The sequence below is a fragment of the Pseudomonas sp. MWU12-2029 genome (assembly GCF_023242425.1).
GTDB classification, from domain to species: Bacteria; Pseudomonadota; Gammaproteobacteria; order Pseudomonadales; family Pseudomonadaceae; genus Aquipseudomonas; species Aquipseudomonas kribbensis.
This window is the reverse complement of sequence record NZ_JALJDY010000006.1, coordinates 37757-53413: the sequence shown is the minus strand read 5'-3', so window position 1 is coordinate 53413 and position 15657 is coordinate 37757. Positions and strand designations below refer to the sequence as shown.

Genomic DNA, 15657 nt, shown 5'->3' with positions numbered 1-15657 from the left:
GCCTGCGGGCGAGCCCCGCCGGACGGGAGTTCCGTCGCATAGGCAAGCTGCCGGGTGGCCGGTATACTCCGGCGCAATTAACGCATATTCAAGGATTTCGCCATGAAGCGCCTGATCTCTTCCCTTGCTGCGCTCGTCGCGGTTGCCTGTCTCGTTTCGGCCTGCGGTCAGAAAGGCCCGCTGTACCTGCCGGATGACGATCAGGACCCGGCTGCACAAGCCCAGTCTTCGCAAAAGCAGTCGTCCAAAGCACACAAGCACGACGTTTACCAATAAGGGATCGCCATGGACGCTTTTAACTACCGTGGCGGGGAACTGTTCGCGGAAGGTGTGGCGCTGTCCGCCATCGCCGACCGCTTCGGCACACCGACCTACGTCTACTCCCGCGCCCACATCGAGGCCCAGTACTTGGCCTATGCCGATGCGCTGGCCGGCATGCCGCACCTGGTGTGCTTCGCGGTCAAGGCCAACTCCAACCTCGGTGTACTGAATGTCCTGGCCCGCATCGGCGCCGGTTTCGACATCGTCTCCCGTGGCGAGCTGGAACGCGTCCTGGCCGCCGGCGGCAGCCCTGACAAGATCGTGTTCTCCGGCGTCGGCAAGACCCGTGACGACATGCGTCGCGCGCTGGAAGTCGGCGTGCATTGCTTCAACGTCGAATCCACCGACGAGCTGGAGCGCCTGCAAGTAGTCGCCGCCGAACTGGGCGTTCGTGCACCGATTTCCCTGCGCGTGAACCCGGACGTCGATGCCGGCACCCACCCGTACATTTCCACCGGTCTCAAAGAGAACAAGTTCGGCATCGCCATCGCCGACGCCGAAGACGTGTACGTGCGTGCCGCGCACCTGCCGAACCTGGAAGTGGTCGGCGTCGACTGCCACATCGGCTCGCAACTGACCACCCTGCCACCGTTCCTCGATGCGCTCGATCGCCTGCTCGATCTGGTGGATCGCCTGGGCGATTGCGGCATCCACCTGCGCCACATCGATCTCGGTGGTGGCCTGGGTGTGCGTTACCGCGATGAAGAGCCGCCATTGGCCGCCGATTACATCAAGGCCGTGCGCGAGCGTCTGGTCGGTCGTGACCTGGCGCTGGTGTTCGAACCGGGCCGCTTCATCGTCGCCAATGCCGGCGTGCTGCTGACCCAGGTCGAGTACCTCAAGCACACCGAGCACAAAGACTTCGCCATCGTCGATGCGGCGATGAACGACCTGATCCGCCCGGCTCTGTACCAGGCGTGGATGGACGTGACGGCGGTCAAGCCGCGCGACACCGCAGCACGCAAGTACGACGTGGTCGGCCCGATCTGCGAGACCGGCGATTTCCTCGCCAAGGATCGCGAACTGGCGCTGGAAGAAGGCGACCTGCTGGCTGTGCATTCGGCCGGTGCCTACGGCTTTGTGATGAGCTCCAACTACAACACTCGCGGTCGTGCCGCCGAAGTGCTGGTAGATGGCGATCAGGTATTTGAAGTGCGTCGCCGCGAGACCGTGGCCGAGCTGTTTGCCGGCGAAAGCCTGCTGCCGGAGTAACCCCATGCTGCTGCGTTTTACCAAGATGCACGGCCTGGGCAACGACTTCATGGTCCTCGACCTGGTCAGCCAGCACGCGCACATTCAGCCCAAGCACGCAAAAATGTGGGGCGACCGGCACACCGGCATCGGTTTCGACCAGTTGCTGATCGTCGAGGCGCCGAGCAATCCGGACGTGGATTTCCGTTACCGGATCTTCAACTCCGACGGCTCCGAAGTCGAACAGTGCGGTAACGGTGCACGCTGCTTCGCCCGCTTCGTGCTCGACAAGCGCCTGACCGCCAAGCGGCAGATCCGCGTCGAGACCAAGGGCGGCATCATCGAGCTGGACGTGCGTAACGACGGCCAGATCGGCGTGAACATGGGCGCGCCGCGTCAGGTGCCGGCGGACATTCCGTTCCAGGCGAGCGAGCAGGCCCTGAGCTATCAGGTCGATGTCGACGGTACATCGGTGGAACTGGCGGCAGTGTCGATGGGCAACCCCCACGCAGTACTGCGCGTGCAGGACATCAACACCGCACCGGTGCATGAGCTGGGGCCGAAGATCGAACACCATCCGCGCTTTCCGGCGCGGGTCAATGTCGGCTTTCTCCAGGTCATCGACCGTAATCGCGCACAACTGCGCGTCTGGGAACGCGGTGCCGGGGAAACCCAGGCCTGCGGCACCGGCGCCTGCGCTGCTGCTGTAGCTGCGATCAGCCAGGGGTGGATGGATTCGCCGCTATTGATCGACCTGCCGGGCGGGCGCCTGTCCATCGAATGGGCAGGCCCCGGCCAACCGGTGCTGATGACCGGTCCGGCAGTGCGTGTATACGAAGGACAAGTCCGTCTTTGAGTGAGCAGAAGCCATGACCGATAAGCCTCAGGTACCCGCCCGACAGTCCGGTGAAACAGCGTCCGAGAGCCTGGAGGCGGCAGCGGTTGCCGCGTACCTGGAGGCTCATCCGGACTTCTTCGTCGAGCACGAAGAGCTGCTGCCGTCCCTGCGCATCCCCCATCGTCGCGGCGATACCGTGTCGCTGGTCGAGCGACAGATGTCCATCCTGCGCGACCGCAACATCGAGATGCGTCACCGCCTCTCGCACTTGATGGACGTGGCCCGGGACAACGATCGCCTGTTCGACAAGACCCGCCGCCTGATCCTCGCCCTGATGGACGCCGCTACACTGGAAGACGTGGTAATCAGCGTCGAAGACAGTCTGCGCCAGGACTTTCAGGTGCCCTTCGTCAGCCTGATCCTGCTTGGTGACAACCCGGCTCCGGTCGGCCGTTGGGTCACTCACGCCGACGCGCAGACTGCCATCGGCGGCCTGCTCACCGAAGGCAAGAGCGTCAGCGGCAGCCTGCGTGAACACGAGCTGGACTTCCTGTTCGGCGAAGAACAGCGCAAGCAGATCGGTTCCACCGCCGTGGTCGCCGTCAGCCACCAGGGCATTCACGGAATCCTGGCCATCGCCAGCCGTGATCCGCAGCACTACAAAAGTTCGGTCGGCACGCTGTTCCTTAGCTACATCGCCGAAGTCATGGGCCGCGTGCTGCCACGGGTCAACAGCTCCCTGCGCTCGGTACGCTGAGCATGGAACGACAACTGGACGCTTACTGCGAACACCTGCGCAGTGAGCGGCAGGTGTCGCCGCACACGCTGTCGGCCTACCGCCGCGACCTCGATAAAGTCCTCGGCTGGTGCAACAAACAGAACGTCGGCAGCTGGCAGGCCCTGGACATCCAGCGCCTGCGCAGCCTGATCGCCCGCCTGCATGCCCAGGGCCAGTCCTCCCGCAGCCTGGCACGCCTGCTCTCGGCAGTGCGCGGGCTCTATCATTATTTGAATCGCGAAGGTCTCTGCGATCACGACCCGGCCACCGGCCTGACACCGCCCAAAGGCGAGCGCCGCCTGCCGAAAACCCTCGACACCGACCGGGCGCTGCAACTGCTTGAAGGCGCGGTCGAGGACGACTTTCTGGCCCGACGCGATCAGGCGATTCTGGAATTGTTCTATTCCTCGGGCCTGCGCCTGTCGGAGCTGACCGGGCTCAACCTCGATCAGCTCGACCTCGCCGACGGCATGGTTCAGGTGCTCGGCAAGGGCAGCAAGACGCGTCTGTTGCCCGTCGGCAAAAAGGCCCGGGAAGCGCTGGAGCAATGGCTGCCGTTGCGGGCGCTGACCAACCCGGCGGACGACGCGGTGTTCGTCAGCCAGCAAGGCCGGCGCCTCGGGCCACGAGCGATTCAGGTACGGGTCAAACTGGCCGGCGAGCGCGAACTGGGGCAGAACCTGCATCCGCACATGCTGCGGCACTCTTTCGCCAGCCATTTGCTGGAGTCCTCCCAGGACCTGCGCGCGGTGCAGGAACTGCTCGGCCACTCGGATATCAAGACCACCCAGATCTATACCCACCTGGACTTCCAGCATCTGGCGGCGGTCTACGACAGCGCCCACCCACGGGCCAAACGCATGAAAGGCGATGATTCATGAGTATCCAGTTGATCACCTTCGACCTCGACGACACCCTGTGGGACACCGCCCCGGTGATCGTCAGCGCCGAAGCGGTTTTGCGCGAATGGCTGAGCGAACATGCGCCGAAACTTGGCGCGGTGCCGGTGGAACATCTGTGGTCGATCCGCGAGCGCGTGCTGGCCAGCGAACCGGGTCTCAAGCACCGCATCAGCGCGTTGCGCCGGCGAGTGCTGTTCCATGCTTTGGAAGAGTCCGGATATGCCCACGACGAAGCGTCGAATCTGGCGGACAAGAGTTTTGAAGTGTTTCTGCATGCGCGGCATCAGATCGAGGTATTCCCGGAAGTCGAGCCGATCCTGGAAACCCTCGCCAAACACTACGCCCTCGGCGTGGTCACCAACGGCAATGCCGATGTGCGTCGTCTCGGGCTGGCGGATTACTTCAAATTTGCGCTGTGCGCCGAAGACATCGGTATCGCCAAGCCGGATGCGCGCCTGTTTCATGAAGCCCTGCAGCGCGGTGGCGTGAGTGCCGAAGCGGCGGTGCATATCGGCGATCATCCGGGGGATGACATTGCCGGAGCACAGCAGGCGGGCTTGCGTGCGATCTGGTTCAACCCGGCAGGCAAGGTCTGGGAAGCGGAGCGCTTGCCGGATGCGGAGATTCGCAGCCTGACCGACCTTCCCGCCGTGCTCGCCCGCTGGAACAGCCGCGGCTAGATTTCTTTCGCCCATGAAAAAGCCCGCAGCGACGGCGGGCTTTTTCAGCAAGCAAGCGGCACGCCTCAGATAGGGCGGCTGCCGTACTTGTTGTCCGGCTTCTTGGGCGGATCGGCGACCACGTTGGCCTCCACTTCCTGCACTTTGCCGCCACGGGCAAGGAACTCTTCCATGGCCTTGGCCAGGGCGTCGCGCTCCTTGTTCTTGGCTTCGATGCTCGGCAACTCGTCGACCGACACCGCAGCCTTGGCCTTGCCTTTGGCAGCAGGGGCCGGCGTATCGTCACCGCCATCGTCTTCAGCAACGTCTTCCGCTGCCGCTTCCAGACCGTCTTCGGCCTCGTCTTCGTCGCCTACTTCGAGGTCGTCGTTTTCCAGATCATCGTCGCTCATGTTCTACCTCATGACTTGCGAAAAGCAGATTAGTTATAGACCAGCTTTGACGACTGTCGAAAGTCGCCGTAAAAAAATCGGTAACCATTGGTGACCAACGGTTTATGCCCCTTCACCGTGCAAGGTGGCGAGGACTTTACGGGCACCGCCATGATCGCGATGCTCGCCCAGGTAAACGCCTTGCCAGGTGCCCAGTGCCAGTCGACCCGCCGTTACCGGCAAACTGATCTGGCCGCCCAGCACGCTGGCCTTGAAGTGCGCCGGGAGGTCGTCCAGGCCTTCGTCGTTATGCTCATAGCCGTCTGTTCCTTGTGGGATCAGACGATTGAAAAATCGTTCGAAGTCGCGACGTACCGCCGGATCGGCGTTCTCGTTGATGGTCAACGACGCCGAGGTATGCTGTAGCCACAAATGCAACAGACCGACCCGGCATGCCTTGAGTTCGGGCAGTCCGGCGAGCAACTCTTCCGTTACCAGATGAAAGCCCCGGGGCCGTGCCCGCAGGGTTATCAGAGTCTGTTGCCACATACAGTTCTCCGCACGTTCGGGGCGCATTCTAGCGCGCTCTGAAAAAAAACAAAGGCCCTAATATTCCTTCAATGATGTAAGCCATTGGCCGTAGAAAAACACCCGTCGTAAACACGACCAAAGCAGTACGAAAAATCCATTCAGCCACATCAGGGATGACAAATTCCGGACAAAAAAATGCCCGGCGAACCGGGCAAGTTTTTTGAGGCGCGTTCTTACAGGTTGTAGCCGCGCTCGTTGTGTTGTGCCAGGTCCAGGCCTACCGATTCTTCTTCCTCGGTAGCGCGCAGACCCATTACGGCATCCAGCACCTTGAGGATGATAAAGGTAACGATCGCGGTGTAGATCACCGTGAAGCCGACGCCTTTGCACTGAATCCACACTTGGGAAGCAATGTCGGTGACGGTGCCGAAGCCACCCAGCGCAGGTGCAGCGAACACACCGGTGAGGATTGCGCCGAGGATACCGCCGATACCGTGCACGCCGAAGGCGTCCAGGGAGTCGTCATAGCCGAGTTTGCGTTTCAGGCTGGTGGCGCAGAAGAAGCACACCACGCCAGCGGCCAGACCGATGATCAGCGAGCCCATCGGGCCCACGGTGCCCGCCGCCGGAGTAATTGCAACCAGACCGGCAACCACGCCCGACGCGATACCCAGTGCACTCGGTTTGCCGTGGGTGATCCACTCGGCGAACATCCAGCCCAGTGCAGCGGCGGCGGTTGCGATCTGAGTGACCAGCATCGCCATGCCGGCGGTGCCGTTGGCGGCTGCAGCGGAACCTGCGTTGAAGCCGAACCAGCCGACCCACAGCATCGCCGCGCCCATCAGGGTGTAACCGAGGTTGTGCGGCGCCATCGGGGTAGTCGGGAAACCTTTGCGCTTGCCCAGTACCAGGCACGCCACCAGACCGGCGATACCGGCGTTGATGTGCACTACGGTGCCGCCGGCGAAGTCGAGCACGCCCCAGTCACCCAACAGCGAACCCGGGCCGCTCCAGACCATGTGTGCAATCGGCGCGTAAACCAGGGTGAACCAGACGCCCATGAACACCAGCATCGCGGAGAACTTCATACGTTCGGCGAAGGCACCGACGATCAGCGCCGGGGTGATGATGGCGAAGGTCATCTGGTAGGTAACGAATACCGCTTCAGGGAACAGCGCCGTCGGGCCGGTAATACTGGCTGGGGTGACGCCCGCGAGGAAGGCCTTGCCGAAACTGCCGACGAAGGAGTTGAAGTTGACGACGTTGGCTTCCATCCCGGTGGTGTCGAACGCCATGCTGTAGCCATAAATGAACCACAGGATGGTGACCAGGCCGGTAATGGCGAAGCACTGCATCATCACGGAAAGAATGTTTTTCGACCGCACCATGCCGCCGTAGAACAGCGCGAGGCCCGGAATGGTCATGAACAGCACGAGGGCCGTCGAGGTCAGCATCCAGGCGGTATCGCCGGAATTGAGGACTGGAGGCGCCACCGGATCTGCCGCCAGAGCCAGGCCGGGCATTACGATGGACAACAGGGCGCCTAGCCCTGCGAATTTACGCAGAGTCATATTGTTTTCTCCTGGGGCGTTGGGTTTGTGGCGGCGTTTAGATCGCGTCGGTATCGGTTTCGCCGGTACGGATGCGAATCGCCTGTTCCAGATTGACCACGAAGATCTTGCCGTCACCGATCTTGCCGGTGTTGGCAGCCTTGGTTATCGCCTCGATAACCCGATCCAGATCCTTGTCGTCGATGGCAACGTCGATTTTCACCTTGGGCAGAAAATCGACCACATACTCCGCGCCGCGATACAGCTCGGTGTGACCCTTCTGCCGGCCGAAGCCTTTGACTTCAGTTACGGTAATGCCCTGCACGCCGATTTCGGACAGCGACTCGCGCACGTCGTCCAGCTTGAACGGCTTGATGATGGCAGTGACTAGCTTCATGAAACTCTCTCCCGAATTGGTGGACTTGCCCCAGGAAAACAAACCCGACTCAAGTCTAAGCGCAGTGCCTGGCTTTGTAACGCATCGTCGGCCCTACCCGCCCGACTGACGCCAGCTAACCGCTCCCGACGAAACTCCCCGTCCCGTCCGGCGCACTGCATTCGTCACAGCGACTGCATCAGTGCATGGGTCACTACCGACTAAGCAGAAAGCTTGCCATCTCGCCAAAATCCCCTGATTTCAATCCCTTGGCCGCGGCCATCGATGCCATCACCGAAATGGCACACGGGATACGCACAACAACGGTGCGCAGCCGTTCGTCCTTTTGCGCGAAAAGCGTGCATCCCGGCCCGCGCGAATGACTATAGACACTGCGTGATACACTGCCGGCCATTGTTTCCAGGACATATCCCATGCTCGCGCCCAAAGACTTCCTCGACGCCCTGAGCGGCACCGCCTCCCGCCTGTTCAGCGGCGACACGCCATTGCCAAAAGCCGAAATCGAAAGCCAGTTCAAGATGCTGCTGCAAAGTGCCTTCAGCAAACTGGACCTGGTGAGCCGGGAAGAATTCGATAGTCAGATGGTGGTACTGGCGCGCACTCGCGCCCGGCTTGAGAGCCTTGAGGCGAAGGTAGCGGAGATGGAAGCGAAGTTGACGCCGCCGGCTGAGTGAGACAAGAAGCTAAAACCGCTCCTGCCGAGGCAGGAGCGGTTTCCGTCGGTTCAATTCCTACAGCGAATTATTCCAACGGTCTCGCAGAATCTCGTACAGGCGAAAAGCCCATAGCGCGATCCTGACGAGGCGCCACATATGTTTAAGAAACTTAGACATATTTTGGCCCTCCTTGCGTGGGGCCAAACCTCCGATGCTCTTTCCGGCGTACGAACACCTTCGGGACTACACGTGAGTGTGCCCACCAAGGCGGCCGGGTGTGGATCCCCCGAAAAAGCACCGGCACGGGTCTCACACCGTGTCGAGGGACATGAAATTTTTACGCTCCCGGCCACACTCCGTGAACACTCCATGAGTGGGCATCGTCGCAGCGGATGGTATTGCAGTCCTTCAAAATGCATTTAAACAAGTTGTATCAAGCCATTAAGCATGTTTTCCCGGCTTATCTGACACCTCATGTCCTGATGGGCGCCAAGTGGCTTTGACGCTTGCATCAAGAAGCAAACCTGCATACCCTCAGCGAACGTGAGTGTGTCCACTAAGGATGCGCAGGCCTTGGCCTCACCGAAGCCTGCAACTAAAAACCGCCTCCTCAAGGCGGTTTTTTTTCGCCTCGAGATAGGTGCGACAATCGGTTTTCTGTGGAGTAGTCGCAGCGAACTTTTAGCTCCCAAGCCGTATCAACCTGAATTCGCCCGAACCAACGTCCTTCACTTACATAAGTACCGTCCTACAAGGACTGACCCCCACGCCTGATTACGTGAGTATCCCAGCCTTCGCTACCCTCTGCGGCCTGATCCAAACAGAACACAGACACGAGAGGTGTCTATGAAACAGAAGAAACAGAAAAAACAGCCGTTACTCGCATCCAGGCTTCGTGCGGAAACGCCCAGTTTGGCCGATACGGTTTCTGCCAGTCAGCGGCACTTTTTGAAGGTCGCAGCAGCCTATGGCAAAGAATTGGAGCCTGATGGCTGGCTCGCCGGTGGCGGAACCTGAATCCCGCATTAAAAGACCGTCTAGTAGGCGGTTTTTTTACGCCTGAAGACTAGTCGTTTCGATTCCGGCAACATCCAGTGAAGCTTTGCCCAGGCAACTGTCCCTTCAACTCCCTCCTCCCCGACTACCCTTAAAAAACCGCAGGAAGCGGCCCCCGATTCAACTCAAGGAACGACCATGTCCCTCGCCATCGTCCACAGCCGCGCCCAGATTGGCGTGGATGCGCCCGCCGTCACCGTTGAAGTCCATCTGGCCAATGGCTTGCCCTCTCTGACCATGGTCGGCCTGCCCGAAGCAGCGGTGAAGGAGAGCAAGGACCGGGTGCGCAGCGCGATCATCAATTCCGGGCTGCAGTTTCCGGCGCGGCGGATCACCCTGAATCTGGCGCCGGCGGATCTGCCCAAGGATGGCGGGCGGTTCGATCTGGCGATTGCGCTGGGGATTCTGTCGGCGAGTGTGCAGGTGCCGACATTGACGCTGGATGATGTGGAATGCCTGGGTGAGCTGGCGTTATCCGGCGCAGTGCGGGCGGTGCGCGGGGTGTTGCCGGCGGCGCTGGCGGCGCGCAAGGCCGGGAGGACGCTGGTGGTGCCACGGGCGAATGCCGAGGAGGCTTGTCTGGCGTCGGGACTGAGGGTGATTGCGGTGGATCATCTGCTGGAGGCAGTGGCGCATTTCAATGGGCATACGCCGGTTGAGCCTTATGTCTCGGATGGGCTGATCCATGCCACCAAACCCTATCCCGACCTGAATGAAGTGCAAGGCCAACTCGCCGCCAAACGGGCGCTGCTGATTGCCGCTGCCGGCGCACATAATCTGCTGTTCAGCGGGCCGCCGGGGACGGGCAAGACGCTACTGGCCAGTCGTTTGCCGGGATTGCTGCCACCGCTGGCCGAGAGTGAAGCGCTGGAGGTAGCGGCGATTCAGTCTGTCGCCAGCGGCACGCCGCTCACTCATTGGCCGCAGCGTCCGTTCCGCCAGCCGCATCACTCGGCCTCCGGACCGGCACTGGTCGGCGGCAGCTCAAAACCGCAACCCGGCGAAATCACCCTCGCCCATCACGGTGTGCTGTTTCTCGATGAATTGCCGGAGTTTGATCGCAAGGTGCTAGAGGTTTTGCGCGAACCATTGGAATCCGGCTGCATCGTGATTGCCCGAGCCAAGGAGCGGGTAAGGTTTCCCGCACGATTCCAGCTGGTGGCGGCGATGAATCCCTGCCCCTGTGGATATCTTGGCGAGCCAAGCGGCAAGTGCTCGTGCACACCGGACATGGTGCAGCGCTACCGCAACAAGCTGTCGGGGCCGTTGCTGGACCGGATCGACTTGCACCTGACGGTGGCGCGGGAAGCCACAGCGTTGAACCCAGCGGTGAAACCGGGAGAGGACAGTGCCAGTGCGGCGGCGTTGGTCGCCGAGGCCCGCGAACGCCAGCAAAAGCGCCAGGGTTGCGCCAATGCGTTTCTCGATTTGCCGGGACTAAAGAGGCACTGCAAGTTATCCACAGCCGATGAAACCTGGCTGGAAACGGCGTGCGAAAGGCTAACCCTGTCGCTGCGCTCGGCGCATCGGTTGCTCAAGGTGGCGCGGACGCTGGCGGATCTGGAAACGTGCGCGGATATCAATCGCGCGCATCTGGCCGAAGCGTTGCAGTATCGGCCGGCGACTCAGTAGGTACTGAGTTTTTGGAGAGCCCAAATGCAAGCAGGCTCGCTCTCACAGGACCAACACAGATCCTTTGGGAGCGAGCCTGCTCGCGATAGCTTTTTCAGAGACGCATCAGCGGAAGCGATCAACCTCGGAACGCAAATCCGCCGCCAGCTTCTCCAGCTCTTTAGCGGTTACCGCCAGATTGGAAACCACCTCACGCTGCTCACTGTTGGCCATCGCAATGCTCTGCAGATTGCTGCTGAGCAGCGTCGCGGTGCTGCTCTGCTCCTGAGTCGCGGTAGTGATCGCGGCGAACTGCTGACCCGCCGAGCGGCTCTGCTCATCGATCCGCGCCAGCGCCGAAGCAACGTTGGCGTTACGCGACAGGCCTTCCTGCATCAGCACGTTGCCCTGTTCCATGGTGCTGATAGCGTTGCCGGTTTCCTGCTGGATGCTGTGGATCATCCCGGAGATTTCATCGGTCGCCTGGCGGGTGCGCGACGCCAGATTACGCACTTCATCGGCCACCACGGCAAAGCCGCGACCTTGCTCGCCGGCACGGGCCGCTTCGATGGCCGCGTTGAGCGCCAGCAGGTTGGTCTGTTCGGCAATCGAGGTGATCACGCTGACGATGCCGCCGATTTCCTGGGAGCGCTGACCAAGGGTGTTGATCACGGTCGCCGTGGTGTTCAGCGCGCCGGCAATCTGCTCCAGCGAGGAAGAGGCTTCTTCCATCGAGCTGCGACCGATCTGGGTCTGCTGGGCATTTTCCTGGGCCAGACGCTGGGTGTTGCCCATGTTGTCGGCAATGTTCAGCGAGGTGGCGGAAAACTCTTCAACCGCACCCGCCATGCTGGTGATTTCGCCGGACTGCTGCTCCATGCCTTCATAGGCGCCACCGGACAGACCGGACAGTGCCTGCGCACGGCTGTTGACCTCTTCCGAAGCGCGACGGATGTGCTCGACCATGGTCGACAGGGCCTGGCTCATCTGGTTGAAGGCACGGGCCAACTGGCCGATTTCATCGTTGCTCGACACATTCAGGCGCACGCTCAGATCGCCGGCACCCAGGGCTTCGGCCTGACGCACCAGATCACCCAGCGGCTGCAGCTTGCTACGCAGCAGCCACACTGCCGAACCGACCGCGATCAGCATCGCCAGCAGACTGCCGATGGCCAACTGGATGCCGACACTCCAGGTCACTTCGCGGATCTCGGACTTCGGCATGCTCGCCACCACCGACCACGGCCCACCTTCGAACGGCACGGCGATGCTGTAGAAGTCTTCGGACTTGTCGCTCCAGAACCGGCCCTTGCCCGGTGCTTTCGCCAGGCCATTCACCACGGGCACCGCTTGATCCGGCGCCTGCACGCCCGCTGGCGCGACCAGCCATTTGTTCTGCTCGTCCAGCAGCGCCAGGGAACCGCTCTGGCCAATGCGGAAGCGCTTGAGGTTGTCGAACTGAGCGTTCTGCGCGTCGGTGTAGTCGAAGCCGACGAACAACACAGCGATCACCTTGCCGCTGCTGTCACGCACCGGGGTGTACTGAGTCATGTAGGAACGATCGAACAGCAGCGCGCGGCCGACGTAGCCTTGCCCCGCCATCAACTTCGCGTAAGCCGGGTGGGCGTGATCGAGCAAGGTGCCGATGGCGCGGCTGCCGTCCTGCTTGGTCAGCGAGGTACTGACCCGCACGAAGTCTTCGCCGCTGCGCACGAACAGCGTGGCAACGCCCGCCGTCATCTGCTTGAACTCGTCGACTTCCTTGAAGTTGTTGTTCAACACTTCGCTGCCCAGGTGCAGGCCCGGGGTCTGGGTGCCCGCCACGCTGACCGGCTCGTCCGGGTGAATGCTCAGTCCCGCGCTGAAGCGCTTCTCGAACAACCCGCTCAGACGCTGGGTGCTTTCACGCAGCGTGCCGTGGAAGGTGCTCAACTGGTCGGCGAGCAGACGTGCTTCGCTGGCCAGATGTTCTTCACGGGTGGCGAGGTTGGCGGTGTCCAGCGAACGCAGGGCGAACACCGTACTGCCACTGATGACAACCGCCAGTATCACGGCGAGCGCAAGGCCCAGCTGCGAGGCGATCCGGGCGCGAGGTTGAGACATGGACAGCTCCTGGCCGAGTCTGCGGATCCTCCCTGATCGCGGCTCGGAAAAATTCTAATAATGGGGGTGATGCGCAGAACCGGCACGACGGTTCCACTTGGACGTATTCGGCGGTGAAAGCGAATACTTGAGCGCACAGCAGGGTTATGGCCCGGGGCCGGCATTGTGGCGGCTCGAACGTTTCAGCTCAAGCGCGCGACCACCGGCAGTTCCATCGCCCGCACTTCGCCCTGAAGGAAATCACTGAGCCGGCGCAAACGTTCACCTCCCGGACGGGTCTTTGGCCACACCAGGTAGTAATTCAGGCCGCTGGCGACCGCCGTCGGCCACGGCAGACTCAAACGTCCTTGCGCCACATCCTCGGCCACCATCAGCAGATCGCCCATGGACACGCCATAACCCCGGGCGGCCGCGATCATCCCCAGTTCCAGGGTATCGAACACCTGCCCGCCCTTGAGTGATACCTGATCCGACAACCCCATGTGCTCCAGCCAGCTGCGCCAGTCGCGGCGATCCGGGGTCGGGTGCAGCAATTCGGTGGAGGCCAGTCGGGCCACATCCCAGGGCTGATCATTGAGCAGATTGGGCGCACCTACCGGGATCAGCTCTTCCGGGAACAACAGGCTGGCCTCCCAGTCCGGCGGAAAATGCCCGTCGCTGAGCAGCACCGCGCAATCGAACGGTTCGTTGTTGAAGTCCACCGAGTCCACGTCCATCCAGGCACTGGTCAGTTGCACTTCATTACCCGGCTGCAAATGGCGGAAGCGACTGAGCCGCGCCAGCAACCAACGCATGGTCAGGGTCGACGGGGCTTTCATGCGCAGGATGTCATCTTCGGCGCGCAAGGTATTGCAGGCTCGCTCCAGTGCGGCGAACCCCTCACGAATGCCCGGCAACAGCAGACGCGCCGACTCGGTCAGTTGCAGGTTGCGTCCGCTGCGGTGGAACAGCCGACAGGCGAAGTGCTCTTCGAGCGTGCGGATATGCCGGCTCACCGCACTTTGAGTGATCGACAACTCTTCGGCGGCGCGGGTGAACGAACTGTGCCGCGCCGCAGCTTCGAATGCACGCAGGGCATACAAGGGTGGAAGACGACGGGACATGCACAGCGCTCCAATGGCGGGATTGCGCCAACTTAGCAGAATTGCTCCTGGATGAGTTTGAATCATGCCACCCATCCTTTTTATCCCTTTGTGCAACCCGCGCCAAACCTTGAGAATCGACGGTCTCTTGCTCCCTCTTTTATACGGATGTGAACACCATGCAGCGTCCTGTGCGTACCGAACTCTGGGCCATCCTGCGGCTGGCGGGGCCGTTGATTGCCTCGCAGTTGGCGCACATGCTGATGGTGCTGACTGACACCCTGATGATGGCCCGCCTCAGTCCCGAAGCGCTGGCCGGCGGCGGTCTGGGCGCGGCCAGTTACTCGTTCGTGTCGATCTTCTGCATCGGCGTGATCGCGGCGGTCGGCACTCTGGTGGCAATCCGTCAGGGTGCCGGCGACATCATCGGCGCCGCTAAACTGACCCAGGCCGGGTTGTGGCTGGCGTGGCTGATGGCGCTAGGCGCCGGGCTGCTGCTGTGGAACCTCAAACCGGTGCTGTTGCTGTTCGGCCAGACCGAGACCAACGTCAACGCGGCCGGGCAATTTCTGATCGCCCTGCCGTTTGCCCTGCCCGGCTACCTGAGCTTCATGGCCCTGCGCGGTTTCACCAGTGCCATCGGCCGGGCGACGCCGGTGATGGTCATCAGCCTCGCCGGCACCGTGGCCAACTTCCTGCTCAATTACGCGTTGATCACCGGTATGTTCGGCCTGCCGAAACTGGGGCTGACGGGGATCGGGCTGGTTACGGCGATAGTCGCCAACTGCATGGCGCTGGGGCTGGCGTGGCATATCCGCCGGCATCCGGCCTATGACGCTTACCCGCTGCGCGAGGGCCTGTCGCGGCCGAACCGGCAGTACCTGAAAGAACTCTGGCGCCTGGGCCTGCCGATTGGCGGAACCTACGCGGTGGAAGTCGGGCTGTTCGCCTTCGCGGCGCTGTGCATGGGCACCATGGGCAGTACCCAACTGGCGGCGCACCAGATCGCCCTGCAAATCGTCTCGGTGGCGTTCATGGTGCCGGCGGGAATGTCCTACGCGATCACAATGCGCGTCGGCCAGCATTACGGTGCCGGGCAATTGAACGATGCGCGGATGTCCGGGCGGGTCGGCATCGTCTTCGGTGCAGTGGTGATGCTGGGGTTTGCGATGGTGTTTTGGTTGCTGCCGAATCAGCTGGTCGGTTTGTTCCTCGACCATAACGACCCGGCGTTTGCCGAGGTGATTCGGCTGGCGGTGAGCCTGCTGGCGGTGGCGGCGTGGTTCGAGCTGTTCGACGGCACGCAGACGATTGCCATGGGCTGCATCCGTGGGCTCAAGGATGCCAAGACCACCTTCCTGGTCGGGCTCGGTTGCTACTGGCTGATCGGCGCACCGGCGGCGTGGATGATGGCATTCCATCTGCACTGGGGGCCGACCGGCGTCTGGTGGGGTCTGGCGCTGGGCCTGGCCTGCGCGGCGATCAGCCTGACGCTGGCGTTCGAATGGAAGATGAAGCGGATGATTCGACTGGAGCCGCAATCTCGAGGATTCAAGATCGCTCAGCCGGAGTGACGGGCTACGGGAGCAA

The 15657-nt window shown here is 61.9% G+C and carries 16 protein-coding genes; 10 read left to right on the top strand and 6 right to left on the bottom strand.

Annotation, left to right across the window (positions count from 1 at the left end; all coding sequences use genetic code 11):
- Positions 1–102: 102 nt before the first annotated feature.
- Genes lptM through M5B44_RS16170 form a run of 6 tightly spaced genes read left to right on the top strand, consistent with a single transcriptional unit; the run spans position 103 to position 4710 of the window.
- On the top strand, positions 103–276 hold the full coding sequence (lptM, locus tag M5B44_RS16195) for an LPS translocon maturation chaperone LptM (RefSeq protein WP_134828489.1): 174 nt from the start codon (positions 103–105) through the stop codon (positions 274–276).
- A 9-nt stretch (positions 277–285) separates the two neighbouring features.
- Entirely contained in the window at positions 286–1533 is a 1248-nt protein-coding gene (lysA, locus tag M5B44_RS16190; RefSeq protein WP_085708925.1) for a diaminopimelate decarboxylase, read from the top strand.
- 4 nt (positions 1534–1537) lie between these two features.
- A complete protein-coding gene (dapF, locus tag M5B44_RS16185) occupies positions 1538–2368 on the top strand; it encodes a diaminopimelate epimerase (protein ID WP_114886289.1) in 831 nt (276 codons plus the stop codon).
- A gap of 13 nt (positions 2369–2381) precedes the next feature.
- A complete protein-coding gene (locus tag M5B44_RS16180) occupies positions 2382–3107 on the top strand; it encodes a DUF484 family protein (protein ID WP_114886291.1) in 726 nt (241 codons plus the stop codon).
- Between the two features lie 2 nt (positions 3108–3109).
- Positions 3110–4009, top strand: coding sequence for a tyrosine recombinase XerC (gene xerC / locus M5B44_RS16175; RefSeq protein ID WP_114886293.1), 900 nt, complete (start codon positions 3110–3112; stop codon positions 4007–4009).
- On the top strand, positions 4006–4710 hold the full coding sequence (locus tag M5B44_RS16170) for an HAD family hydrolase (protein WP_248739853.1): 705 nt from the start codon (positions 4006–4008) through the stop codon (positions 4708–4710). The genes xerC and M5B44_RS16170 overlap by 4 nt, the downstream gene beginning before the upstream one ends.
- A 65-nt stretch (positions 4711–4775) precedes the next feature.
- On the opposite strand, the gene sutA is transcribed toward M5B44_RS16170, so the two are convergent.
- The 4 genes from sutA to glnK all read right to left on the bottom strand — a co-directional run bounded on the left by sutA (position 4776) and on the right by glnK (position 7559).
- Positions 4776–5102 (bottom strand): transcriptional regulator SutA, encoded by a 327-nt coding sequence (gene sutA, locus M5B44_RS16165; protein ID WP_007951900.1) that lies wholly within the window; start codon positions 5100–5102, stop codon positions 4776–4778.
- A gap of 102 nt (positions 5103–5204) precedes the next feature.
- A complete protein-coding gene (locus M5B44_RS16160; RefSeq protein ID WP_248739852.1) occupies positions 5205–5630 on the bottom strand; it encodes a secondary thiamine-phosphate synthase enzyme YjbQ in 426 nt (141 codons plus the stop codon).
- Positions 5631–5845: 215 nt separating this feature from the next.
- Positions 5846–7183, bottom strand: a complete 1338-nt coding sequence (locus tag M5B44_RS16155) for an ammonium transporter (protein WP_119426782.1) — start codon at positions 7181–7183, stop codon at positions 5846–5848.
- 37 nt (positions 7184–7220) lie between these two features.
- A complete protein-coding gene (glnK, locus tag M5B44_RS16150) occupies positions 7221–7559 on the bottom strand; it encodes a P-II family nitrogen regulator (RefSeq protein ID WP_002555808.1) in 339 nt (112 codons plus the stop codon).
- A 413-nt stretch (positions 7560–7972) separates the two neighbouring features.
- Here glnK and M5B44_RS16145 point away from each other — a divergent pair, with 413 nt between their 5' ends.
- From M5B44_RS16145 to M5B44_RS16135, 3 genes are all read left to right on the top strand, one after another.
- Positions 7973–8233 carry an accessory factor UbiK family protein gene (locus M5B44_RS16145; RefSeq protein ID WP_007920416.1) on the top strand — a complete coding sequence of 87 codons (261 nt, stop codon included), beginning with the start codon at positions 7973–7975 and terminating at the stop codon, positions 8231–8233.
- A gap of 828 nt (positions 8234–9061) precedes the next feature.
- On the top strand, positions 9062–9232 hold the full coding sequence (locus M5B44_RS16140) for a hypothetical protein (protein WP_167443788.1): 171 nt from the start codon (positions 9062–9064) through the stop codon (positions 9230–9232).
- A 177-nt stretch (positions 9233–9409) separates the two neighbouring features.
- Positions 9410–10903: a YifB family Mg chelatase-like AAA ATPase gene (locus M5B44_RS16135; protein ID WP_248739851.1), complete on the top strand. Its 1494-nt coding sequence runs from the start codon at positions 9410–9412 to the stop codon at positions 10901–10903.
- Positions 10904–11008: 105 nt separating this feature from the next.
- Here M5B44_RS16135 and M5B44_RS16130 read toward each other — a convergent pair whose 3' ends face one another.
- Positions 11009–12985: a methyl-accepting chemotaxis protein gene (locus M5B44_RS16130; protein ID WP_134828493.1), complete on the bottom strand. Its 1977-nt coding sequence runs from the start codon at positions 12983–12985 to the stop codon at positions 11009–11011.
- A 182-nt stretch (positions 12986–13167) separates the two neighbouring features.
- Complete coding sequence (locus M5B44_RS16125; RefSeq protein ID WP_085708898.1) at positions 13168–14088, bottom strand: LysR substrate-binding domain-containing protein; 921 nt, start codon at positions 14086–14088, stop codon at positions 13168–13170.
- A 158-nt stretch (positions 14089–14246) separates the two neighbouring features.
- Here M5B44_RS16125 and M5B44_RS16120 point away from each other — a divergent pair, with 158 nt between their 5' ends.
- A complete protein-coding gene (locus M5B44_RS16120; protein ID WP_248739850.1) occupies positions 14247–15641 on the top strand; it encodes a NorM family multidrug efflux MATE transporter in 1395 nt (464 codons plus the stop codon).
- Positions 15642–15657 lie beyond the last annotated feature (16 nt).

Bases quoted from the DNA above. Each gene is read 5' to 3' on its own strand.
- lptM (WP_134828489.1), top strand. From the start codon at position 103: ATGAAGCGCCTGATCTCTTCCCTTGCTGCGCTCGTCGCGGTTGCCTGT.
- lysA (WP_085708925.1), top strand. From the start codon at position 286: ATGGACGCTTTTAACTACCGTGGCGGGGAACTGTTCGCGGAAGGTGTG.
- dapF (WP_114886289.1), top strand. From the start codon at position 1,538: ATGCTGCTGCGTTTTACCAAGATGCACGGCCTGGGCAACGACTTCATG.
- M5B44_RS16180 (WP_114886291.1), top strand. From the start codon at position 2,382: ATGACCGATAAGCCTCAGGTACCCGCCCGACAGTCCGGTGAAACAGCG.
- xerC (WP_114886293.1), top strand. From the start codon at position 3,110: ATGGAACGACAACTGGACGCTTACTGCGAACACCTGCGCAGTGAGCGG.
- M5B44_RS16170 (WP_248739853.1), top strand. From the start codon at position 4,006: ATGAGTATCCAGTTGATCACCTTCGACCTCGACGACACCCTGTGGGAC.
- sutA (WP_007951900.1), bottom strand. From the start codon at position 5,102: ATGAGCGACGATGATCTGGAAAACGACGACCTCGAAGTAGGCGACGAA.
- M5B44_RS16160 (WP_248739852.1), bottom strand. From the start codon at position 5,630: ATGTGGCAACAGACTCTGATAACCCTGCGGGCACGGCCCCGGGGCTTT.
- M5B44_RS16155 (WP_119426782.1), bottom strand. From the start codon at position 7,183: ATGACTCTGCGTAAATTCGCAGGGCTAGGCGCCCTGTTGTCCATCGTA.
- glnK (WP_002555808.1), bottom strand. From the start codon at position 7,559: ATGAAGCTAGTCACTGCCATCATCAAGCCGTTCAAGCTGGACGACGTG.
- M5B44_RS16145 (WP_007920416.1), top strand. From the start codon at position 7,973: ATGCTCGCGCCCAAAGACTTCCTCGACGCCCTGAGCGGCACCGCCTCC.
- M5B44_RS16140 (WP_167443788.1), top strand. From the start codon at position 9,062: ATGAAACAGAAGAAACAGAAAAAACAGCCGTTACTCGCATCCAGGCTT.
- M5B44_RS16135 (WP_248739851.1), top strand. From the start codon at position 9,410: ATGTCCCTCGCCATCGTCCACAGCCGCGCCCAGATTGGCGTGGATGCG.
- M5B44_RS16130 (WP_134828493.1), bottom strand. From the start codon at position 12,985: ATGTCTCAACCTCGCGCCCGGATCGCCTCGCAGCTGGGCCTTGCGCTC.
- M5B44_RS16125 (WP_085708898.1), bottom strand. From the start codon at position 14,088: ATGTCCCGTCGTCTTCCACCCTTGTATGCCCTGCGTGCATTCGAAGCT.
- M5B44_RS16120 (WP_248739850.1), top strand. From the start codon at position 14,247: ATGCAGCGTCCTGTGCGTACCGAACTCTGGGCCATCCTGCGGCTGGCG.